The sequence below is a fragment of the Blautia sp. OF09-25XD genome, assembly GCF_003482095.1.
GTDB lineage: Bacteria > Bacillota > Clostridia > Lachnospirales > Lachnospiraceae > Fusicatenibacter > Fusicatenibacter saccharivorans.
Genome location: NZ_QUMG01000010.1, coordinates 92,859 through 115,352 on the forward strand (window position 1 = coordinate 92,859; position 22,494 = coordinate 115,352).

Genomic DNA, 22,494 nt, shown 5'->3' on the forward strand with positions numbered 1-22,494 from the left:
ATGATTTCTGCAGGAGAACATGCGATGTTGTCTGCAAAAAGATTTTTTCAAGCGTACCTCGCAGCGAAAAAAGAAAGGAAGATTCCATGAGCAGCCAGAAGAAAAAAGGAATGAACTTGGAAAGAAAACAGAATTTTACCGGATGGGTTTTTCTGCTTCCGGCAACGATTCTGATCGCATGGATGAGCTTTTATCCGATGATTCAGGCATTTATCCTGTCTTTGCAGACCGGTATGGGCATTAACCTGAAATTCAACGGATTTGCAAACTATGCGCGTATTTTAAAAGACCCGACTTTTAAACAGACTTTAAGTAACACCTTCCTCTACCTGATTATTCAGGTGCCGATCATGCTGATCCTTGGTCTGATGTTTGCATCGATGCTGAACAACAAAGATCTGCGTTTCAAGGGACTGTTCCGTACCTGTATTTTCCTGCCGTGCGCAACATCGCTGGTATCTTACGCAATGATTTTCCGTTCCCTGTTTGCAAACGATGGATTTATCAACACCGTTCTGCGTGGACTTGGCATGCATCCGATCATGTGGTTCTCCAATGCCTGGACAGCCCGTGCCGTTATCATCATCGCATTGGTCTGGAGATGGACGGGATACAATATGGTATTCTACCTCTCCGGTATGCAGAACATTGAATACTCAATCTACGAAGCAGCAAAAATTGACGGCGCAAGCCGCTGCAGACCTTCTTCAAGATCACCGTTCCGCTGTTAAAGCCGATGATCCTGCTGACCACGATTACCTCTACCAATGGTACGCTGCAGCTGTTCGATGAGTCCCTGAACCTGACAAACGGAGGTCCTGGAAAATCGACCATGACCATGTCTCATTACATTTACAACATGTCCTTTGTACAGAGTCCAAACTTCGGCTATGCGGCAGCAATGTCGATCCTGATCCTGATTATGGTTGCCATTCTGGCACTGATTCAGATGAAAGTAGGTGACGAGCGATAATGGGAAAAACAAAGAAATTCTTCATGTATCTGGTTTTAACGGTAGCATCCCTCCTTTCTGTATTTCCGCTGTACTATATGTTCTGCGCGTCTACGAACAGAAGTATTGATGTTATTGCCGGAAAACTGATTCCGGGTACTTATCTGATGGAAAACTTCAAGTCACTGATTGCGCAGCAGAACCTGCGTCTTGCACTGTGGAACTCGTTCCGGAATGCAACGGTACTGACGGTCCTTTGTCTTCTGGTCTGCTCAATCGCAGGTTATGGATTTGAAATTTATCATGACAAAGCGAAAGATGCGGTATTTACCGTGCTTCTGACTGCGATGATGATCCCGTTCGCAGCAATCATGATCCCGATGTTCCGTATGTTTTCACAGTTAAAAATGGTCAACACGATGGCAGCATTTATGCTTCCTTCGATTTCCACTCCGTTTATGATTATGATGTTCCGTCAGGCTTCCCGTTCTTTCCCGCACGATATCATCGAAGCGGCAAGACTGGATGGTTTAAGCGAGACAGGAATTTTCTTCCGCATGTATATGCCGACCATGAAATCGACCTATGCGGCAGCAACGATCATCACCTTCATGAATGCATGGAACAACTATCTGTGGCCAAAGGTTATCTTACAGAACAATGATTCCATTACCATGCCGATGCTGGTAGCGAACCTGCTCGGCGGCTACACTGTAGATTATGGCGTGCTGATGCTCGGCGTATTCATCTGTACGATCCCGACAGCAATCATTTTCTTCTGCTTCCAGAAGAGCTTCACAGAAGGTATCACAGGTGCTGTAAAATAAGAAAAAGAATCGAACAGAAAAGGTGGATATTTGGATGAATATCCACCTTTTTTCAAAAGATCAAAGAAAATAAAATTCCAGAAGGAGGAAAATAAAAATGGGTGTATTTCAGTATGAAAAAGTGAAGGACCCGACGTATTATGGAGAGAACCGGGTACCGGCGCATTCCGATCACAGGTATTATGGATCGGTGGAAGAAATGGAGCAGCATGTGGAAAACTTCCGTCACAGTCTGAATGGACTGTGGAAATTCCACTATGCAAAGAACTACGAGAGCACGATTCCGGGATTTGAGACACCGGAGTATGACTGCACAAAATGGGATGATATCCGCGTGCCGGCGCATATCCAGATGGAGGGATACGACGCACCGCAGTATGCCAATGTGCAGTATCCGTGGGAAGGAAGAGAAGAAATCCAGCCGGGCGAGATTCCGGAGCGGTTCAATCCGACGGCTTCCTATGTGAAATATTTTGAAGTGCCGGATCAGATGAAAGGAAAACGGCTTTTTGTTTCCTTCCAGGGAGCAGAGAGCGGTATTGCCGTATGGCTGAACGGAACGTTCCTTGGCTACAGCGAGGATACGTTTACTCCGTCCGAGTTTGAACTGACCCCGTATCTGAAAGAGGGCGAAAATAAACTGGCTGCGCAGGTTTTCAAATGGACGAGCGGAAGCTGGTGCGAGGATCAGGATTTCTTCCGTTTCTCCGGTATTTACCGTGATGTGTATCTGTACACGATTCCGGAGGTTCACGTTTCGGATCTGAAAGTACAGACGCTGCTGGATGATACGTTTACGAAGGCAGATCTGGTCATTGATACGAAAACGATCGGAAAAGGAAAAGTGAAAATTACCCTGTCAAAAGACGGAACGGCACTGCAGAGCACCGAAGGTGTGCTGGATGGGGAAACACAGTTTGTTCTGAAAGTCGATCACCCGGAACTGTGGTCCGCAGAGACACCGGTGCTGTATGATCTTCTGCTGGAAGTCACCGCAGAGGATGGAACGGTGCAGGAACTGATTCCGCAGAGAGTCGGATTCCGCCGCTTTGAGATGAAAGACCACATCATGATGCTGAATGGAAAACGCATTGTCTTTAAAGGCGTCAACCGCCACGAGTTCAGCTCCGTATCCGGCCGTGTCGTTTCGAGAGAAGAGCTGATCAAAGACCTGACAACGATGAAACAGAACAACATCAATGCAATCCGTACCTGCCATTATCCGGATGCGGTCGGCATTTATGATCTGTGCGATGAATACGGTCTTTACATGATCGCGGAGTGCAACATGGAGTCCCATGGAACGAGAGATACGGATGCGGTACGAAACGGAGATTTCTCCGGTGTTGTACCATGCGACCGCCCGGAGTGGATGGACTGCATGCTGGACCGTGTCAACTCAATGTATCAGAGAGACAAAAACCATCCGGCGATTCTGATCTGGTCCTGCGGAAATGAATCGTTCGGCGGAAAGGTTATTTTTGAAATGTCTCAGTTATACCGGAAGATGGATCCGAACCGCCTTGTCCATTATGAGGGAGTGAACGATGACCGCAGATACAACGACACCAGCGATATGGAAAGCCGGATGTACACCACGGTCAACGAGATCCGGGAATTTTTAGCGAAAGACCGCAGAAAACCGTACGTCTGCTGTGAGTATGCCCATGCCATGGGAAATTCCTGCGGCGCGATGAAGAAATATATGGATCTGACCGAGGAAGAGCCAATGTTCCAGAGCGGTTTTATCTGGGACTATATCGATCAGTCGATTTATAAAAAAGACCGCTACGGAAAAGAGTTCCAGGCGTATGGCGGTGATTTTGACGACCATCCGTGTGATTATAACTTCAGTGGAAATGGTATCGTATACGGCGGCGAGCGCGACGCGTCTCCGAAGATGCAGGAAGTAAAATTCTGCTATCAGAATATTTCCATTGACGTGCAGAAAGACAAGGCGGTTGTAAAAAATAAAAACCTGTTTGTGAATACCGATACATTTGCATGCGTAGTACTTCTCGAAAAAGAAGGAAAGAAACTGAAAGAAGTGCCGATGGAAGTTTCGGTGGAGCCGCTTTCGGAAAAAACGGTGGAGCTGCCGATCGCGGTACAGACACTTCCGGGAGAGTATGCGGTGACCGTTTCCTTCCGCCTGAAAGAAGATACCGTATGGGGCAAGCGCGGCCATGAAGTTGCATTTGGACAGGGCGTTTATGAAGTGGAAGCACCGGCGAAAGCAGAAAAACCGGCGAAATTTGAAGTGATCCGTTCCAACCATGATTTTGGTGTGCGCGGCGAGAATTTCGATGTAATGTTCTCCGATCTGAACGGCGGACTCGTATCGTACCGTTACGGCGGCGTTGAGATGATCAAAATGATTCCGAAACCGAACTTCTGGCGTGCGCCGATCGACAATGACTGCGGAAGCCTGATGCCGATGCGTTACAGCCAGTGGAAGATTGCTTCGATGTATCTGTCCCACAAATATCCGAACGGCAGCCATTATCCGGGACTGTATGCACCGGAAATCGAAGTACACGAGGACTGCGCAGAAGTCAGCTACCGCTATGTAATGCCGACCACACCGGCGAGTGAGTGCCGTCTGACCTACCGTGTCTTCGGCGATGGAAGCATTCAGACGACGCTGACGTATGATCCGGTGAAAGAGCTCGGCGATATGCCGGAATTCGGCGTGATGTTCAAGCTGGATGCCGATTACGACCACGTTACCTGGTATGGCATGGGACCGGAGGAGACGTATGTGGACCGCTGCGCCGGAGCAAAGCTTGGCGTTTATAAGAATAAAGTCGAAGACAATATGGCGAAATATCTCGTTCCGCAGGAGTGCGGCAACAAGGTTGGTGTACGCTGGGCAACCGTGACGAACCGCAAGGGCCGTGGTATGATGTTCAGCGGCGACAAGATGGAATTTTCCGCACTGCCGTACACACCGCACGAGCTGGAAAATGCGATGCATCCGTATGAACTGCCGCAGGTACATTACACCGTTGTGCGCGTGGCAAAACAGCAGATGGGTGTCGGAGGAGACGACAGCTGGGGTGCACAGACCCATCCGGAATACCTGATTCCGGTTGACCAGAAACTGGAATTTATATAATTATCTCTCTAACTTTCCCCATTTTATAGGCTTTCCCGCCTGTCCATTAGTGAAATGATATGTAGTTTCCCTTATTTTTGCCCTTATGAGATAATCACAAGGGAAATAAGGGAAATTTTTTAGTCATTGCCTACCACTTTATCAAGAAGCCGAACCGATTTTCGTTTCGCATCTCTTGTGGAGTGAGCATAGACGTTCATTGTGGTACTGACATCTGAGTGTCCTAACAATTCCTGCACATCTTTTGGGGCAGCTCCATTTGCTAAAAGGTTGCTTGCATAGGTGTGACGTAACTGGTGGAAATGAAAGCCTTCAAATCCCTCTAATGTTTTTGCTACCTTTCTGCATACCGTTCCCAAAGTAGTCGGAAGTTCCAGACAGCCATCAGGTCTTAAGCAGACGAAAGAAATTTCTTTATAATCTGCCGGGACTTCCTCTGTTCTGTCTAAGCAATAATACTCGTAGTACACTCTGTTTTTCTCTTTGACCTCTTTGTAGTAGTTCGTGTGATAAAGTTCTCCATACTGCATTCGATTTTTTAACTGCTCTTTCCGGGCATTACGGAAAATCTCTACCAGCGTATCTCCAAAATCAACAATCCTCACTTTTTTCCGCTTGGTTGGTCCGATGATATATTTGCGTTTTGAGCCATCATATCGGATGCTGCGTCTTATGGTAAGGCATTGTTCTTCCAGATTTACGTCCTGCCATGCCAAACCACAGGCTTCTCCAATACGAAGCCCGGCATAATAGGCTATCTGGATTGGAAGTATTGCGGCTGGGTTCTTTTTTTGAAGATACGTAAGCAGTCTTTCATAATCTTCTCGTGAAATTGGTTGGATATTTCCGTCCATGTCCTCATCCGAAAACAAATCAACTTCGTCCGTCTGATACCGCAGTTTAATATACTGCATGGGATTGAACGTAATATACTGTTTTGGAAATACTGCAAAGCGGAAGGACTGCTGCATGACTGCGGAAAAAGAATGGATGTAATCTTTGCTGTAACCCTTTTTCTCTTTTCCATCGGGATGAACTCCCCCAAAGGAAAGCAAATCAAAGAAGGATTGCAAATGCTCAGAGGTTACATTTTTTAATTTCCGTTCTGCCAATGGGTGTTTCTTGATATTTCGGATTGTTCCGAGGTAATTCTCCACAGTACCATTGCTGAGCGTACCTGTTTTTAATTCCTCCTCTGCCCACACATCCAGAAGTTGTCCGACTGTGAGATTTTCCGCTTTGGCAACAAATTTCTTTTTTTCATAATCATCCATTGCCTGACGGAGCAGCTTTTCAGTTTCACTTTTGCTTTCTGTTCCAACGCATTCTTTTTGAACAAGATTGCCGCTTGCGTCCTCTACATAGAAGCGGTAGTACCATTTCTTTCCTTTTTTTCTTACAGATCCTTTTGCCATAATCGTATATCTCCTTTCGATATTAGACAATCGGAACTGATGAAATGCTTCGTGCGTGTAAGTATATCATAACTCCGGTTGTCTTACTATACCGATTCGGAATCTTCGTATAAGACTTCTGATAAAAGATTTGCAAGCCTTTGTTCTGCTGTTTTTGGTTTCTTGGAATAGAGCCTTACAACGTCTGCCATCTCATTAAGAGCATTGATGGTAGGAGTGATTTCCCTTAAGAACATAATCTCATTATATTCCTCATTCGATTCAAACCCTATTGTTTTGGCAATATCCGTCTGACCAGCATTCCCCTTGAAATTTTTGCAGGCGAACTGGAAGGAATCCAAAAACAGACCATATTGTTTTAACATCAGCAGTAATAAATCTTTTGAAAAAGCATCTTCTTCTTTGGTAAGGGCAAGCGGTAACTGTTCCAGAATATCTCCCATCGCATCACGAATCTGTAACTCTCTCTTATCCGTAATGTCGGTTTCATATTCATCTGTTTCCCCTTTGAGCCATTCCACAGATACATGGAGTGCTTCCGAAAGACCTTCCAGCACCATTTTTTTCGTATTGTCAATCGAACCATTCTCATAACGCAGGATTGTAGAAGCGGTAACCCCCATCTTTTCTGCGACATAAGGCTGTGTCAGATTCAATTCCAGACGGCGCTGTTTTACTCTGCTGCCTATCAGCTTGCGTAGTTCTTTATCTTTCATGCTGACTGCCTCCTTTTTCGGTATGTATGAATTATAGCATTGTTTTTCTAAAATTGCAATATGCAACATAAAGTTTGTTTTTGATATTTCGTAACGCTTGACAAAAAGATATGAAAAGGATATACTTACATCACAAGAATTGCATAATGCAATTTATAAGGAGGTGATTATATGACGCAAAGAAAAATTGCATTATCCATCGAAGAAGCTGCTGACTATACGGGAATCGGCAGAAATACCTTAAGACAGCTTGTAGAATGGAAGAAACTTCCAGTATTAAAGGTTGGTCGCAAAGTCCTGATTAAAACCGATATTCTGGAAATGTTTATGGAAGCTAATGAAGGTCGTGATTTGAGGGATAGAGGAAATGTAAAAGCCGTAACAAGAACTGCGGCAAATTAAAAAGGCGGCTTCCGAAGAAACCGCCAAAGGTTCTATCAGACCGAAGCCATGATATACCTACACGCAAGAAGATTATACCATGTGCTTCTTCTGATACGCAACCGAGAACTTATGTTTGTGAAGGAAAGGAGAATGTAAGAATGGCAAAATCAACAAAAAGTTATGAAGAACGAATGCTTGAAATGGAAAAGAAGGAACAGGAAAGCCTTGAAAAAGCAAAACGATATGCAGCACAGAAGAAAGAACTTCTAAAACGAAAGAAAGCCGAAGAAAGTAAAAAACGAACCCATAGGCTCTGTCAGGTTGGCGGTGCGGTGGAATCCGTTCTTGGTGCGACTATTGAGGAGGAAGACATCCCAAAGCTGATTGGTTTTCTGAAAAAGCAGGAAGCCAATGGGAAATTTTTCTCAAAGGCAATGCAGAAAGAAACAAATACCGATATGGAGGAAGTGTAATGGCGGAGGGGATGAGTTTTTCATTCCCTTCATTGCTTTTTCATGAAGGGCGCACTTATGGACAACCAGAGGTCGTCCCAATAAGTTTGCCACAAGTGGCAACCGGTCTGCGCTCACGCTTGCCGGGCTCGTTCCGTCGGCGGGGCTTTCAGCCAGACCTGCTCATGCCACAGGAGGCACTCTTCGCCAGAGAGGCGCATTCCATGCAGGCTGCTATGCGCAGGGCACTCTTACGCAGAGGGCGTTCTGGCAATGCTGCCTTTTCTAAAATCGAAAGCAATGTTGCCGGAAATCTATACCGGATGTGCAGAAAGGAGGAATCCAGATATGGCGATTTTTCATTACACAATCAAAATAGTCGGACGAAGTAAAGGGAAATCTGTTATCTCCGCTTCCGCATATCTCAATGGGGATGTGATGAAAAACGAGGAAACCGGGAGAATCAGTTATTACACTTCTAAAAAAGAAGTGGTCTACACCAGTTTGATGATGTGTGAAAACGCACCTCCTGAATGGCAGATAGTACCAGAAGAAAATATAAAACGCTTTCAAAAATCTGTCCGCTACAAAAGGTCAGAAGATAAAGAAGCTGCTTTAGAAAAATTCAAAATCACATTTCAGAAACAAAGATTATGGAATGAGGTATTGAAGATTGAAAAAAGTGCGGATGCCCAACTTGGCAGGTCATTTGAATTTGCCCTCCCAAAAGAATGGAGCAGACAGGAACAGATTCAATATACAGCCGACTATATCCAAAAAACATTTGTGGATAAGGGAATGTGTGCTGATTGGAGTATCCACGACAAAGGGGATGGCAACCCCCATGTCCACCTGCTTCTGACGATGCGACCTTTTAACCCGGATCATTCTTGGGGAAAGAAAGAAGTCAAGGATTGGGATTTTGTCAGAGATAAAAGCGGAAATATCGTGATTGACGAATCCCACCCGGACTGGTGGCAGGATAAGAAAAACCCTGACCGTCATGGAATCCGTATCCCTGTATTAGACGAAAACGGAATCCAGAAGATTGGTGCAAGAAACCGCCTGCAATGGAAACGGGTGCTGACCGATGCTACTGGATGGAACAATCCCAAAAATTGTGAGCTGTGGCGGAGTGAGTGGGCAAAGGTGTGTAATGAACATCTTCCTTTGCATAATCAGGTTGATCACCGTTCTTATGAAAAACAGGGAAAACTCCAGATTCCTACCATCCATGAAGGTGCTGACGCAAGAAAGATTGAACAAAAATTTCTTGCCGGGCAGGAAATAAAAGGCTCGTGGAAAGTAGCGGAAAATCAAATCATAAAACAACAAAACACGTTATTGCAAAAGATACTAAACACCTTTGGGAAAGTATCGGGTGCATTATCATTATGGAAGGAGCGATTAAATGACATTAGAAGAAAGCCGGGAAATTATACCCTTAATGGAATCCATGATTGGTCAAATCGAAGAACAGCAGAACCTAATGGCAGAAATGATTCTGGAAATGCAGAACCGGGACACTCAACTCTCTCTTATGCAAAAACAGAATCAGAAATTACAAAAATTAAACAACGAGTTATCCGAGCTGCTCAACATTTTGCCAAATACCGAGGAACTGCTTTCCAAGATGGAAGAACAGAAAACGAAGATAGAGCTTTTGGAAAACGAAAATCAGCAATGGCAGAAATTGGCACAGAAGCTGAACAGCGAAAACAGTTTATTACTGAAACAGAACACCGAATTGCTGAACTGGAACAGCAGATAGAGAAAGGACGTGATATAGATGAACGAATCCAGAGAATCAAAGAACGCCGAACAGTTGGAAGAACTTCTGCTCTTGACCGAGGAGATACAAGAAGAACTAGAACAGAAAGAACAGCTTATCGTGGAACTGAAGACGCAGCTCAGCGAATCTCTGACCTTGAACGAGAAATTAAACAAAGAGAACAGAGCCGGGAATATTCAAGCATTAAAGAACGACTTGAAGCTGGCAGACAGAGCATTGCGGATCGAGAAAGAGAAGTTGCGAAGCGCAAACGTCATGATAGAGGAATGTCAAGATAAAATATGCTATTTAACACAGGAACGGGATTATGCCCGGACACATCAGAAAATCGTAGAAATACCGGTAGAAAAGCCGGTACTCTATGAAAAATGTGAAGCCTGTAACCGGACAGCCTATCAGAATGCAAAAGCAAAATACGAAACACAAAAAGAGCGACTTGCAGGACAGTATAAAGCAAAAACGGTAATGTTCCAAACAACCTTGTTCCTTCTTGCATGGTATTCGTTGACAACCACTCTTTTTCAGGCAGTACAGTCAGATATGTTCCTTGTCGATTGTAAATCATTCTTCAATGATTTAGCATCATTCATACAAACCTTTGTCGGATGGACGATTGATGCCGGGCATTCTGCGGCACAGATTAGTACAAAAATTCCAAATGCTTTTATAGCCGGAATGGTATATTGGTTATTGCTAATATTGATTGTAGGAATATGTATGGCAGGAACAGGGATGCTGGCGATACTGATAGAAATAAAGGTTATAGAATTATATAAGAAAAACTGTTGGGATGTTATTACTCTACTAATGATACTGACAAGTGTTGCTATTGTCATTTATTTTGGAGAATCAATCAAAAAAGTACTGTCAGTAAATCTTCTATTGCTTTTCGTACTTTCGCAGGGCGCATATGTTGGAATTAGATGTTATCTTAAAGTTTGGTTAGAAAAAAGACCATATTAGTATTTTCAACTTACTGTATAGACAGTAAAATTACTCCATACCAGCCTAGTGAAAATTTACTGTATGAAAAGAAGTATTACAGAGAAAAAAAGGCTGTAAAAACAGGAACAGCCAGCCCGAAAGAATTTACGGACTGGCTGTATCAGCAGAGTAATGTAATTGTGGAGCTGACCGAGATATGAAAAGCTTTCTATCATCAATTTCGCATTATTGCAATAACAGATTGCTTCTTCCATGAATGAATAAGCAATATTGTCATCAAACTTTCAAGCATAAACATAGCAACAGCAAAAAGAGTAAAAGCAACAACCGGAAATACAAATCCCGTAGACATGCCTGCATTTTTCAAAAATATACCGATTGCATATCCGCCGGGGATTCCAACAACAGCAGTTATAAGCAATGCAATCAAAGTAGTAAAAAGACCTTCCATCATAAATGCTTGCTTCAACTGCTTATTTGTCATACCAATAGATTTTAGTGTGCCCATTTCCTGTTTCTGTGATAAAAGATTTGTCACAGTAAGATTGATTTGATTGATGACCGCAAATATCCACAAGATGGCTGCAATCGCATAAGCTAATGTAAAACCTGCACGATTGTCTGATTGGTGTTCTACAATAAAATCTTGAAGGGTTTGTAAGCGAACATCCCTATTGTCAGAAACGAGTAATTTGAGTTCTTGCTCGATTATCTCCTGATATTCAGCTTCTGCTTGTATTTCGATTGCGTATGTACAGTCATAACCTGCAAGTTCTTTGAGCATATTTTCCGGCATTCTGAAAATATAGCCACCCATTCCATCATTGCTGGAAGTGATTGCACCAATTTTGAATGCTTTTGTTATTGTTTTACCACTATGATTTTTGAAATTAAAGGTCACAGTATCCCCAATTTGAGGTTTCCAATGGTAAACATCATAAATACGTTCGGGATCACTTACAACTAATTCTGTATCATCAGTAATATTTCCAGACAAAACCGCTGCATTTAGCGACGCCAAATCCTTTTCATTATAGCCGAGCATCAAGGTGCTATCTGAAATATCATTGTCTGTTGAGAAATCAACTGGTACGGTAGCATAAGTAAATATATTGCTAACTCCCTCTATATCTCCAACACGCTTTACATAATCAGAAAAATATTCTTTCTGCAAGAGAGCATCCAAATTTTCACTTTCGTTTTCTAAATCAATGCTGATTTTGAAATCTCCGTACTTCATATCCCAATAACGAGCCATACTCTCGGCATTAAAAGAACTCTGATAACTTGCTGCAAGGAAAAATATAACTCCGCACAGTCCCAATGATAAAATGGTCAATAGAGATTTTTTTCTGTTTCTGGAAAAGCTGATTTTCGCTAAATATACAGGCGTAATACGATGTCTTTTGTGAGTGCGGTAATTTACAATTCCCACTGGATTTTTCAGGGCGGAAATTGGAGAAGTATTCGCTGCAATTTTTGCTGGTTTACGAACACTAATATAAACAAGCAGTATTCCAAAAAGGCATGCGCCACATAGAGAAACAATAAATGCAAATACTGACCAGCCTTTTGATTGCAGACAATAGCTGATGATCGTTCCCATGATACTACCAATTAAAATCCCCGGAACTGCAAGCATATAACCCTGTTTAAGAACTATTTTATAAATTTGCTTTTTACTTGCCCCTATTGTCCGAAGCTGTCCGAACTCAGCAACTTTTTGTCCAACCGAAATATAGAAAATGCTGTAAATTACAAGTGCGGCAGCTAAAAACAAAATGGCAGCAACTACACCATATACCGCATAATTACTGAAGGACAAAGTTGTATTTACATAATCATAGTAACTGCTGACTGTCCAATTATTCAGTCCAGTCTCCTCTGAAATTTGAGATAATATTTCTGTTGCTTCGTCTTTTGTAAGGGTATCTGCATTTTCAAGCCAAACATATCCATTAAGCAGGTTATTTCCACGTAATTCCCGGCATTTTTCAAGTGAAACAAAAACAGGATAAGCGGTAGAAGTTTTATCATGATAAATACCAACAATAGTATAATTCTTCAAAGTACCATCCAGATTCAACTGAACTATGGCGTTGATTTCCGGAGACTTATTTTCACTGGCAAAAAAGGCATCTGTAACAGCAATTTCACTTGCTTTCTCTGGATATTTTCCGTCAAAGGCAGGAATCAAACTAAGCATGTCATCATCATAATAAATCAGAGACAGTTCTTTAGAATTTTCTTTCACTGTTTTGATATTACAGGAAAGTCCTACACTTTTTACTTCTTCGTTTGCTAACAACTTTTCTTTACTGTCCTGCGTAATGTCAAAGAAAATCCCTTGATGTAATCCTTCGATTTCTTTCTGATTTTGATAAATGATATTTTGCACTGTGAGCAACGACATCATTATCATAGCAACGGCTACAATAATTGCCGAAAGGCAAAATAAGTTTTTCTTCTTATCAAAACGCACACTTTTTCGTGCTAATTTTTTAATTACTGCACTGGTATCATTTTCAAAAGGATAATTCATAATTCCCACCTCCTTTAGCCAACAATTTTACCATCTTCAATCCGTACAATGCGGTCTGCGAGTTGAGCGATCTCGTTGTTGTGAGTAATCATTACAATGGTCTGATTAAATTCTCCGCTGGTATGCTTCAAAAGCCCTAACACATCTGCACTGGTCTTGCTATCAAGATTTCCGGTCGGTTCATCAGCAAGGATAATCGCAGGCTTCGTAATTAAAGCTCGTGCAATCGCTACACGTTGCTGTTGACCGCCTGAAAGATTGTTCGGCATATTTTCCAGTTTATCTTCTAAAGCCAACATATACACAACTTCGTCCATAAATTTCTGGTCTACTGTATCGCCATCCAGTTCCACAGGCAGGACGATATTTTCATATACATTCAAAATCGGAACCAGATTATAATTTTGGAAGATAAATCCGATGTTACGACGGCGGAAAATTGTCAATTCATCATCATTCTTTTTTGCGAGTTCTTCTCCCCGTACAATCACGCTGCCGGAAGTGGGGGTATCAAGTCCTCCCATCATGTGAAGCAATGTAGACTTACCGCTGCCGGAAGTTCCAACTACGGCAACAAATTCTCCCTGTTCCACAGTAAAATTTACACCATTAAGGGCACGAGTAATATTTGGTTCTGTGCCGTAATACTTCTTTAAGTCGATTGTTTGTAAAATGCTCATATTCAAATGCTCCTTTCAAGGCTTTCTATCTGTTGATAAAGCCATTGTAAACCACAAATGTTACACAAATGTCCGAGATAGAAAAAATTTTTATCGAAAATCAGAGTGAAATGTTACAACGCTCGGACATTTCAAAAAAAGTGGTTATATCTTACCTTACAGGAAGCATAATAGAAAATTCTGAGCCTTGCCTCAGCTCTGAAACAACCTTGATATAGCCCCCTTGCCTTGTTACAATCTCACGAGCCAAATACAAACCTATTCCCACACCCTGTTGATCGTGTACTTCTTCCTCACGATAGAAGCGCCGGAAGATGGCAGCCTGATTGCTTTCTGAAATGCCCTTGCCGGTGTCGGTCACTTTGACCTCTACGTACATTTCCCACTGAACCACTGATACAGAAATCTTTCCACCTGACGGAGTGTATTTTACTGCATTGTCCAGCAGATTGAAAAGGGCTTCGCTTGTCCACTTGCTGTCATGGGAGATTATCAAATTTTCCGGGCAATCCACGGATACAGCAATTTCTTTTTTCTCTGCGGCATATACAATACTGCTCATGGCTTGTGCAAGCGTATGGAATAAGCTGCTGTCTTTCTTTTCTAATCGTATTGCTCCGGTTTCCAACCGGGACGTTTTAACCAGTGCTTGGAACAGAAAATCCAGTTTATCAGTCTGACTACGTATGCCTTGTAAAAAGTCCATCCGTTCTTCTTCTGAAACAGGCTTTGTTAAAAGTGTGTCCGTTACCATTTGCAAATTGCTGACAGGCGTTTTAACTTGATGTGAAATATCAGAAATCAGCATTTGAAGCTCCTGTCGTTCCATGTCTACCTTGTGCCGGTTTTTCTGCATAATCTCATACAACCGAATTAAGCGGTGGTTGATACGGGCAAAAAGAGTTTCACTATCATTTGACTTTTGTAATTCCTCGTTTCCATCAATCATGTTGTCCAGCGTCCGGCACAAATTAGAAGTAAAATGAGAAAGGCGTTTTCCAAAAATCAGCACCAATAGCCAAATCCAGAAAAACGCACAGAGTGTCAATGTTCCACCCACTATAAAAATTCGTATATCCTGCATTATACCGCCGAAAATACCGGTAATTACCAGCATAGAGAAAACCATGCCAGCACTAACCAGTCTACAAATTTTCTTAGCAGAAAGGTTATTCAGATTCATTTCTTTTCGCCTCCTGTCCATTGATACCCCATACCATAAACCGTTTTGATATATGTGTCGCCATCCGCTTCAATCTTACTGCGAATACGGCTGATAGAAGTAGTAAGGGTATGTTCATCTACATATTTTTCATCAACATCCCACAGTTTTTCTAAAAATTGTTGGCGAGTAAGTACCTGCTTCGGATTTTTAAGAAATAGGTTCAACATTTTATATTCCATCGCAGAAAGTGCTAATGGTTTCCCGTTCAAACTTGCAAATTGTTCCGAAAAATCCAGAAACAAGCTACCATCCTCGTAAATATCCTTAGCTGGTTTGTGATGCTCCAACATAGCGAACATGGCTTTGATTTTTCGCTGCAAAGCACTAATCGAAAAAGGTTTCGTGATATAATCCACTGCACCAGCTTCATATCCCCGTATCTGATTGCTTTCCTGATCGTTGGCAGTTAGAAATATAACTACTGTATCAGGATGCTCTGGCTTGATAAGACGGCATAGGTCATAACCATTTCCGTCTGGTAAATTTATATCCAGCAATACCAAATCAAAAATGTTTGTTTTTAATGATTCAGCGGCTGTCCTTGCATTCAGAACAGAAGTTATTGTGTAACCGTCCAATTCCAAATTATAAGTAAGCGTTTTATTCAAAAGATTATCATCTTCGACAATTAAAATATGCTTCATATTATCACTTCCTTTTCTTTTTGCAGATAGTATAACAGGCAAATGTCCGAGAATTGTTACAAGGACAAATATATTTTTCATTTTACAGCTTTTTTCTGTGTACTGCAATTTTATAAAAGAAAGGACAGCAGTGTCAAATTGCTGTCCTTTCTTTTATCATAGCTGGTAGTGTATAAGCGTGGGTTCATCATATCGGGTGTGGTATCTTTAACTACAGGAAACTCCCTACAACACTATCTCACTTCTTGCTTAATAAAGTTCTAATGAATCTTCTGTATCCACCCACATCTGTAAATTGCCATCAAGATATAATCTTGCATATTCCAAAGGCTCATCCACAGCCAATGAAGTAAGCGCACATTCTGATCCATATGTGGTTTTTAAATTTTTTTCAGCTTCCCAGCAATCAATGCGAAGCATATATCCAGCACTTGTGTAAACATCAATACTATCGTGGTTTATATTATATTCTGCATAAATTGTTCTCATCGTATCTTATCTCCATTTTCTTTTGATAATCAGTTACAGAGTTAAATATCGAAAACATTTCAATCAGTTCACCATGTCGTTATTGTTATATGTTATATTGTGTTATGAAATTTTCTTTCCCTTAATTTTTCCCATATTAAGGTTCATGAAAAGCAATGGGAAAATGTAACACAAGGGAAAGAGTAAGGGAAAGTTCACTTGCTACAAACTTAGTATTTTCAAGGGTTTGCGAAGAATTTGATAATCAAATATAACAGTTATTAAATTTCCTAAAATATGTGAAATATCAACTGGAATTTACCTTTACATTCCGAGGCATTTGAGAATAAAAGGAGATTTTCATGAGACAGAATATAAATTTTGGAAAACTTCTGCATGGCGGAGATTACAATCCGGAACAATGGCTGGAATATCCGGAAATTCTGGAACAGGATCTTGCGTATTTCAAAAAAGCGAAAATAAATGAAGTTTCCCTCGGCATCTTTTCCTGGGCATTCCTGGAGCCGGAAGAAGGCGTGTTTGATCTGGAATGGCTCAAAAAAATGGTAGACCGCCTGTATGAAAATGGAATTTCTGTCATGATGGCTACACCGACAGCGGCAAGACCGCGCTGGATGGCACAGAAATATCCGGAAGTACTCCGCATGGATGCGATGCGGCAGAGAAATCTGTACGGAGAGCGTCATAACCATTGCTATACCTCGCCGGTGTACCGGGAAAAAACGAGAAAGATCAATACAAAACTGGCAGAAGCGTTCAGGGATCATCCAGGTGTCATTGCATGGCATATTTCGAATGAACTAGGCGGAGAGTGCCATTGTCCGCTCTGCCAGGAGGCATTTCGGAACTGGGTAAAACGAAAATATGGCAGTTTACAGGCCTTAAACCATGCATGGAACACGGCGTTCTGGAGTCATACATACCAGAGTTTTGATCAGGTGGAGAGTCCGTCGCCAAAAGGAGACGCATCGCTGCACGGACTGAATCTGGACTGGAAACGATTTGTAACAGATCAGACAGCCGATTTTGTGAAATGGGAGATCAGCGCGCTGCGGGATGCCGGTGCCAAACAGCCTACGACCATCAATATGATGTATGATTTCAAGGGACTGGATTATCACAAGTTTGCCGACATTGTTGATTTTGTTTCCTGGGACAATTATCCGACCTGGCACAAAGAAGCGGAAGCAGTTACGGCAGCAGATACGGCGATGCAGCATGATATCATGCGCAGTATCCAGAAAAAGCCGTTTTATCTGATGGAGAGCTGTCCGTCCGCAACAAACTGGCAGCCGGTCAGCAAACTGAAAAAGCCGGGCATGCTGCACGCCGCATCCATGCAGGCCGTGGCGCACGGATCAGACAGCGTCCTGTATTTCCAGATGCGCCAGAGCCGTGGAGCTTCCGAAAAGTTTCATGGAGCGGTGATAGACCATTATGGAGGAGATGACACCCGTGTATTCCGGGAAGTGACAAAGGTAGGAGAAACCCTGGCGCAGATGCAGGAACTTTCCGGTGCCATCTGCAGTCCGAAAGTGGCTGTGATTTATGACACCGAAAACCGGTGGGCACTGGAAGATGCGGCAGGGCCACGGAATCAGGGCCTGTTTTACAAAGAAACCGTGGAAAAATCATACCGCGCCTTCCGCAGACTCGGCCTGGATGTTGATGTCATCGATGAAACGCAGGGTCTTTCGGACTATCAGATCGTGGCAGCGCCTGTGGTTTATCTGCAGCGGGAAGGATGGGTGGAAAAAGTACGGCAGTTTGTGGCCGGAGGCGGCACTTTCCTGGCAACGTACTGGTCCGGAATTGTAGATGAGACGGATCTTTGTTTCCTTGGCGGAACGCCGCACGGACTGCTGGATGTAATGGGACTTCGGAGCATGGAGATTGACGGCCTGTACGATGGGGAATGGAACGAAGGAGTTCCGGTCCCGCAAAACCGTCTGCATCTGACCCGGACGTACCGGTGCAGCAATCTCTGTGAACTGGTGAAACCATCGACAGCAGAAGTGCTGATGACTTATGGAAAAGATTTTTATGCAGGAATGCCTGCACTGACAGAAAACCAGTATGGCGCAGGAAAAGCATATCAGATCTGTGCCGGTTTTGAACAGGGTCTGTACGATGAGCTCTGCGGAAAACTGGCAGAAGAAGCAGGTGTCACATCGGTGGTGAAAGAGATTCCGGATGGCGTGGAGGTTACAACGCGCGAAAAGAATGGAATCCGGTATGTGTTCGTACAGAACTTTAATCGGAATGCCGTGGAAATCAAACTTCCGGTCGAACAGTATCCGGTGTGGAACGGACAGTATGATGGAACAATCGGAAGCTGGGAAACAGTGGTGCTGAAAGAAAACAGTCCGAATTTCCGGGAAAAATAGAAAATAAAAATGTCTCAAAACAAAAGACTGGTTTTGAGACATTTTTTTTGCAAAAAACAAACGAATATCAGGCGGTTTCGGATTCTTCGGCGGAGAGTTTTTTCTTATAATTTTCTCCCCAGCTCCACATGGCATCCATGATTGGCTGTAGGCTGTAGCCCAGGTCGGTGAGGGTATATTCTACCCGCGGCGGAACTTCTGCATAAACTTTACGGCTGACGAGCCCGCTCTGTTCCATCTGACGGAGCTGGCTCGTCAGAACCTTCTGGGAAACGTGACCGATGGATTTTTTTAGTTCGCCAAAACGTTTGGTGCCCGGCATCAGATCACGGAGAATCAGGACTTTCCATTTATCACTGATTAAGGTTAAGGTAGTCTCTACCGGGCAGGCCGGGAGATCGGCTAAAGATATTGCGTTTTTTTCAGAAACTGACATAAAAAACCTCCATTTCATAAAGATTTTCTTGTAAAAGTAAGCACGGAAAACCTTGTATTTACACAATAGTTTCCTTTTGGTAACTACAGCATAATATTGTGCTTACTTTACGTTAAGACGCTTTGGGCTTATTATAAAGCCATCGAAAGAAAAAAGCAATCCTTTCGAGAAAAAAGGTCTGGAGCGCATTCGAAAAAGGCCGAAACCAAATCATAAGAAACAAGCTCAAAAACAAAATCAAAAAACGAAAATGGAGGACATCATCATGAGTAAAGTAGTAGAATTCTTAAAAGAAAACCCAGTACAGTATTTAGCAACTGTAGGACGCGATGGAAAAGCAAAATGCCGTCCGTTTATGTTTATTGGCGAAATGGAAGGAAAACTGTGGTTTTGTACCAACAACACAAAAGATGTTTATAAAGATATGCTGGCAAATCCGGAAATTGAAATTTCCACTTCCAGCCCATCCTATGCATGGATCCGTCTGAACGGAAAAGCTGTATTTGAAAACAATATGGCTGCAAAAGAAATGTGCATGGGAAATCCGATTGTAAAAGGCCAGTACCAAACCGCTGACAACCCGATTTTCGAGGTATTCTATCTGAACAATGCACACGGTGTAATCGCAGACTTTTCCGGAAACCCGCCGTACGAGTTTTAATCTGTCGCTATGAATTTGAAGTAAAAAGAGAAAGGAATCTGCCGCTATGGAGAGAAATGATTATCTGAAGATGTTAGTAGAGGAGATGCACTCAACCACGATGGCGACGATCGGTGCAGACGGTCATCCACAGACCCGTGTGATCGATATGATGCTGTGGGACAAGAAAGGAGTGTATTTTCTGACGGCAAAAGGAAAAGCCTTTTATGCACAGCTCATGGAGCAGGGCTATGTGGCAATTTCTGCGACGAAAGATAAAAAAGCAGTCTCTCTCCGCGGCAGAATCCAGAACATCCACAGTGAAAAGCTGGATGAAATTTTCGGAAAAAATCCATACATGCAGAAAATTTATCCCGGCGATACACGCGCGGCACTTGAGGTGTTCCGCGTGTACGAGGCCGAGGGAGAATACTTCGACATCAGCGATCCGTCGCATATCGTGCGGGACACGATCCTGATCGGCGGCGCAGAGCAGTCGATGGCTGGGTACGAGGTGGGAAACGAATGCATTGGCTGCAAGCTCTGTTTTTCAGTCTGTCCGCAGAAATGCATCGACATCACCCGCATCCCGGCCGTCATCGACCAGCACCAGTGCCTGCACTGCGGCCGATGCGCGGAGACGTGTCCGAGAGGAACGATTCGCAAAAGAGGGCAGTAGTCCCCTTATTTTAGCTACAGATTTTATGGGAATAGTGATAAGATAAAGTCTATAGAAACGATGGAAATGAGGGAATAACATGAACCAGAGTGAACGAAGAAATTTTCTGATCCAGTCATTGCTGGAAGAGAGCCGGGAGTACCGCGGAATGCAGATTCCGTCTGACAGCACCGGGCAGAGACAGCTTCTGCGGGGGCTGATGAATGTGCGCATGGTGAAAAAGAGCAGTGCAGAATTTCTGAACATTCAGGATGCGTATCTGCAGGAGGAGACGGCAAAAAAGGGCGTGACGAATGTCGACGACCTTACGCCGGTGCAGCAGGGGCTGTATCTCTGGCAGGGCGATATCACCGCGCTCCGGTGCGATGCGATTGTGAATGCGGCGAACAGCGGGATGACTGGCTGTTACGTGCCGAATCACCGGTGCATTGACAACTGCATCCATACGTTTGCGGGTGTGCAGCTTCGGCTGTACTGCGAGGAGATGATGGAAGCGCAGGGCCATGCGGAGCCGACGGGGCAGGCGAAAATCACGCCGGCGTATAATCTGCCGTGCCGCTATGTGCTCCACACGGTTGGACCGATTGTGGGCGGCCATCTGACGGAAACACACTGCCGGCAGCTGGCGGACTGCTATCGGTCGTGCCTGTCACTTGCGGCGGAGAACGGACTGAAAAGCGTGGCGTTCTGCTGCATTTCCACTGGAGAATTTCATTTTCCGAACGAGAAAGCAGCGGAGATTGCCGTTGCGACGGTGAAAGAGTTTCTGGCGCAGAAAGAGACGAGCGTGGAGAAGGTCATTTTCAACGTGTTCAAGGACCGCGACCGGGAGATTTATGAGGAGCTGCTGGGAGAAAAGTAATCGCTGAAGAATGGGGAACAAAAGCAGAAAGAAAAGAAGAGGTGAATTTGTGATGTTTGAAAGTTGGAAAGAAAGAGAATTTGAAAAAAAGATGGAGCGTTTTCGCACCGCACTGCAGGAAAAAAACACGATTTTAATAGGAGCCGGGGCTGGGCTTTCGACATCGGCCGGATTTACCTACAGCGGTGAGCGGTTCCGGAAATATTTTGCAGATTTTGAACAGAAATACGGTTTCCACGATATGTATTCTGGCGGCTTCTACCCTTACGATACGCTGGAAGAATACTGGGCGTACTGGAGCAGATACATTTACATCAACCGTTATCAGGACGCGCCAAAACCGGTTTACCAGAAACTGCTCAGCCTGATGAAAAATAAGAGCTATTTTGTCATCACCACAAATGTAGACCACTGCTTCCAGAAAGCCGGATTTGATAAAAACCGTTTGTTTTACACGCAGGGAGATTACGGCCTGTTTCAGTGCTCTGAGCCGTGCTGCAAGGAAAAGTATGACAATGAAGAAATCATTCGAAAGATGCTGCTTGCCCAGGGGTATCAGATCCTGGAAGACGGAAGCCTTGTTCCGCCGGAGAACGGAAACCTGAGCATGCGGATCCCATCCGAACTGGTGCCGTACTGCCCACACTGCGGAAAACCGATGAGCATGAATCTGCGCGCGGATGACACGTTTGTGGAAGATAAAGGCTGGCATGAGGCATCCAGCCGACGCATCGATTTCCTGCTTCGTCACAACAGAGGCCATATCCTGTATCTGGAACTCGGCGTGGGATACAACACGCCGGGAATCATCAAATATCCATTTTTCAGCATGACAGCAGAAGATAAAGATAATCTTTATGTCTGCATCAACACCAGCGATATGCGTGTCCCGGATCTGATCCGTGACAGAGCGGTGTGCATTAAAGGGGATATTGGGGAAGTGCTGGATCGGATCTGAGACGGAAAAACATATAATATTCGAGAAAATTAATCACGTCACTTACGTGACGAGATGATGACATGATTGACGAGATAAATTCAACAGAGTTGCATACCTGCCTGCTGGAAATCACATTGCTGCCGCTGGCACATTACTGGCATTTCTGGTACGGCCCGCTGGATGCAGCCATCTACGGATCCTTTATCCTGGGAGCAAAAATCCTGTGGCACATCGTCGATTTCGGACAGAGTATGCGGACCGCAGCCGAAGTAAATGAATAGCTCCACAGACGATGCATGGAGACGGTGGAGGAAAGAAGAGAAAAAATGAGAAAACGGCACTGATCTGTAAAAAGATCGGCGCCGTTTT

The 22,494-nt window shown here is 43.7% G+C and carries 21 protein-coding genes and 1 pseudogene; 14 read left to right on the forward strand and 8 right to left on the reverse strand.

The genetic code is table 11. The features are described 5' to 3' along the window. The first annotated feature begins 110 nt into the window (after window positions 1-110). The 3 genes and pseudogenes from DXA93_RS09945 (at window position 111) to DXA93_RS09955 (ending at window position 4,897) form a co-directional block, all read left to right on the forward strand. Window positions 111-973 (forward strand): annotated as a pseudogene (locus tag DXA93_RS09945) (carbohydrate ABC transporter permease). Beyond that, window positions 973-1,779 carry a carbohydrate ABC transporter permease gene (locus tag DXA93_RS09950; protein ID WP_226906346.1) on the forward strand — a complete coding sequence of 269 codons (807 nt, stop codon included), beginning with the start codon at window positions 973-975 and terminating at the stop codon, window positions 1,777-1,779. The pseudogene DXA93_RS09945 and the gene DXA93_RS09950 overlap by 1 nt, the downstream one beginning before the upstream one ends. 97 nt (window positions 1,780-1,876) lie before the next feature. Then, complete coding sequence (locus DXA93_RS09955) at window positions 1,877-4,897, forward strand: glycoside hydrolase family 2 TIM barrel-domain containing protein (RefSeq protein WP_119208196.1); 3,021 nt, start codon at window positions 1,877-1,879, stop codon at window positions 4,895-4,897. A 119-nt stretch (window positions 4,898-5,016) separates the two neighbouring features. Here the strand turns inward: DXA93_RS09955 and DXA93_RS09960 are convergent, their stop codons facing one another. Both DXA93_RS09960 and DXA93_RS09965 read right to left on the reverse strand, forming a co-directional pair. Beyond that, a complete protein-coding gene (locus DXA93_RS09960) occupies window positions 5,017-6,312 on the reverse strand; it encodes a tyrosine-type recombinase/integrase (protein WP_008394179.1) in 1,296 nt (431 codons plus the stop codon). An 86-nt stretch (window positions 6,313-6,398) separates the two neighbouring features. Beyond that, window positions 6,399-7,028 carry a helix-turn-helix domain-containing protein gene (locus tag DXA93_RS09965; RefSeq protein ID WP_015530715.1) on the reverse strand — a complete coding sequence of 210 codons (630 nt, stop codon included), beginning with the start codon at window positions 7,026-7,028 and terminating at the stop codon, window positions 6,399-6,401. A 171-nt stretch (window positions 7,029-7,199) separates the two neighbouring features. Here DXA93_RS09965 and DXA93_RS09970 point away from each other — a divergent pair, with 171 nt between their 5' ends. From DXA93_RS09970 to DXA93_RS09990, 5 genes are all read left to right on the forward strand, one after another. Next, complete coding sequence (locus DXA93_RS09970) at window positions 7,200-7,430, forward strand: helix-turn-helix domain-containing protein (protein ID WP_004843519.1); 231 nt, start codon at window positions 7,200-7,202, stop codon at window positions 7,428-7,430. Window positions 7,431-7,570: 140 nt separating this feature from the next. Further along, entirely contained in the window at window positions 7,571-7,885 is a 315-nt protein-coding gene (locus DXA93_RS09975) for a hypothetical protein (protein ID WP_008394181.1), read from the forward strand. Then, window positions 7,885-8,256, forward strand: coding sequence for a hypothetical protein (locus tag DXA93_RS09980; RefSeq protein ID WP_016304809.1), 372 nt, complete (start codon window positions 7,885-7,887; stop codon window positions 8,254-8,256). The genes DXA93_RS09975 and DXA93_RS09980 overlap by 1 nt, the downstream gene beginning before the upstream one ends. Further along, window positions 8,213-9,934 carry a MobA/MobL family protein gene (locus DXA93_RS09985; RefSeq protein ID WP_119208198.1) on the forward strand — a complete coding sequence of 574 codons (1,722 nt, stop codon included), beginning with the start codon at window positions 8,213-8,215 and terminating at the stop codon, window positions 9,932-9,934. Before DXA93_RS09980 ends, DXA93_RS09985 begins: the two co-directional genes overlap by 44 nt. Further along, window positions 9,912-10,619 carry a DUF6040 family protein gene (locus tag DXA93_RS09990; protein WP_008394183.1) on the forward strand — a complete coding sequence of 236 codons (708 nt, stop codon included), beginning with the start codon at window positions 9,912-9,914 and terminating at the stop codon, window positions 10,617-10,619. The genes DXA93_RS09985 and DXA93_RS09990 overlap by 23 nt, the downstream gene beginning before the upstream one ends. Before the next feature lie 196 nt (window positions 10,620-10,815). On the opposite strand, the gene DXA93_RS10000 is transcribed toward DXA93_RS09990, so the two are convergent. The 5 genes from DXA93_RS10000 to DXA93_RS10020 all read right to left on the reverse strand — a co-directional run bounded on the left by DXA93_RS10000 (window position 10,816) and on the right by DXA93_RS10020 (window position 16,181). Next, window positions 10,816-13,143 (reverse strand): ABC transporter permease, encoded by a 2,328-nt coding sequence (locus DXA93_RS10000; protein WP_006859032.1) that lies wholly within the window; start codon window positions 13,141-13,143, stop codon window positions 10,816-10,818. A gap of 14 nt (window positions 13,144-13,157) precedes the next feature. After that, complete coding sequence (locus tag DXA93_RS10005; RefSeq protein ID WP_006859033.1) at window positions 13,158-13,823, reverse strand: ABC transporter ATP-binding protein; 666 nt, start codon at window positions 13,821-13,823, stop codon at window positions 13,158-13,160. Window positions 13,824-13,974: 151 nt separating this feature from the next. Next, window positions 13,975-15,006: a sensor histidine kinase gene (locus tag DXA93_RS10010; RefSeq protein WP_006859034.1), complete on the reverse strand. Its 1,032-nt coding sequence runs from the start codon at window positions 15,004-15,006 to the stop codon at window positions 13,975-13,977. Next, window positions 15,003-15,692: a response regulator transcription factor gene (locus tag DXA93_RS10015; RefSeq protein WP_009265522.1), complete on the reverse strand. Its 690-nt coding sequence runs from the start codon at window positions 15,690-15,692 to the stop codon at window positions 15,003-15,005. The genes DXA93_RS10010 and DXA93_RS10015 overlap by 4 nt, the downstream gene beginning before the upstream one ends. Window positions 15,693-15,941: 249 nt before the next feature. Next, on the reverse strand, window positions 15,942-16,181 hold the full coding sequence (locus DXA93_RS10020; protein ID WP_006859036.1) for a DUF6061 family protein: 240 nt from the start codon (window positions 16,179-16,181) through the stop codon (window positions 15,942-15,944). Window positions 16,182-16,522: 341 nt separating this feature from the next. On the opposite strand from DXA93_RS10020, the gene DXA93_RS10025 reads away from it, so the two are divergent. Then, window positions 16,523-18,568: a beta-galactosidase gene (locus DXA93_RS10025; protein ID WP_119208203.1), complete on the forward strand. Its 2,046-nt coding sequence runs from the start codon at window positions 16,523-16,525 to the stop codon at window positions 18,566-18,568. 67 nt (window positions 18,569-18,635) lie between these two features. Here DXA93_RS10025 and DXA93_RS10030 read toward each other — a convergent pair whose 3' ends face one another. Continuing rightward, complete coding sequence (locus DXA93_RS10030; RefSeq protein WP_117801881.1) at window positions 18,636-19,004, reverse strand: winged helix-turn-helix transcriptional regulator; 369 nt, start codon at window positions 19,002-19,004, stop codon at window positions 18,636-18,638. Window positions 19,005-19,269: 265 nt separating this feature from the next. Here DXA93_RS10030 and DXA93_RS10035 point away from each other — a divergent pair, with 265 nt between their 5' ends. From DXA93_RS10035 to DXA93_RS10055, 5 genes are all read left to right on the forward strand, one after another. Then, window positions 19,270-19,665, forward strand: coding sequence for a pyridoxamine 5'-phosphate oxidase family protein (locus DXA93_RS10035; protein WP_117801882.1), 396 nt, complete (start codon window positions 19,270-19,272; stop codon window positions 19,663-19,665). Window positions 19,666-19,711: 46 nt separating this feature from the next. Beyond that, window positions 19,712-20,323, forward strand: a complete 612-nt coding sequence (locus DXA93_RS10040) for a pyridoxamine 5'-phosphate oxidase family protein (RefSeq protein ID WP_117801883.1) — start codon at window positions 19,712-19,714, stop codon at window positions 20,321-20,323. 79 nt (window positions 20,324-20,402) lie between these two features. Further along, on the forward strand, window positions 20,403-21,185 hold the full coding sequence (locus tag DXA93_RS10045; protein ID WP_118601282.1) for a protein-ADP-ribose hydrolase: 783 nt from the start codon (window positions 20,403-20,405) through the stop codon (window positions 21,183-21,185). Between the two features lie 52 nt (window positions 21,186-21,237). Further along, on the forward strand, window positions 21,238-22,143 hold the full coding sequence (locus DXA93_RS10050) for an SIR2 family NAD-dependent protein deacylase (protein WP_226906349.1): 906 nt from the start codon (window positions 21,238-21,240) through the stop codon (window positions 22,141-22,143). A gap of 62 nt (window positions 22,144-22,205) precedes the next feature. Then, entirely contained in the window at window positions 22,206-22,406 is a 201-nt protein-coding gene (locus DXA93_RS10055) for a hypothetical protein (protein ID WP_117801885.1), read from the forward strand. The last annotated feature ends 88 nt before the right edge of the window (window positions 22,407-22,494 follow it).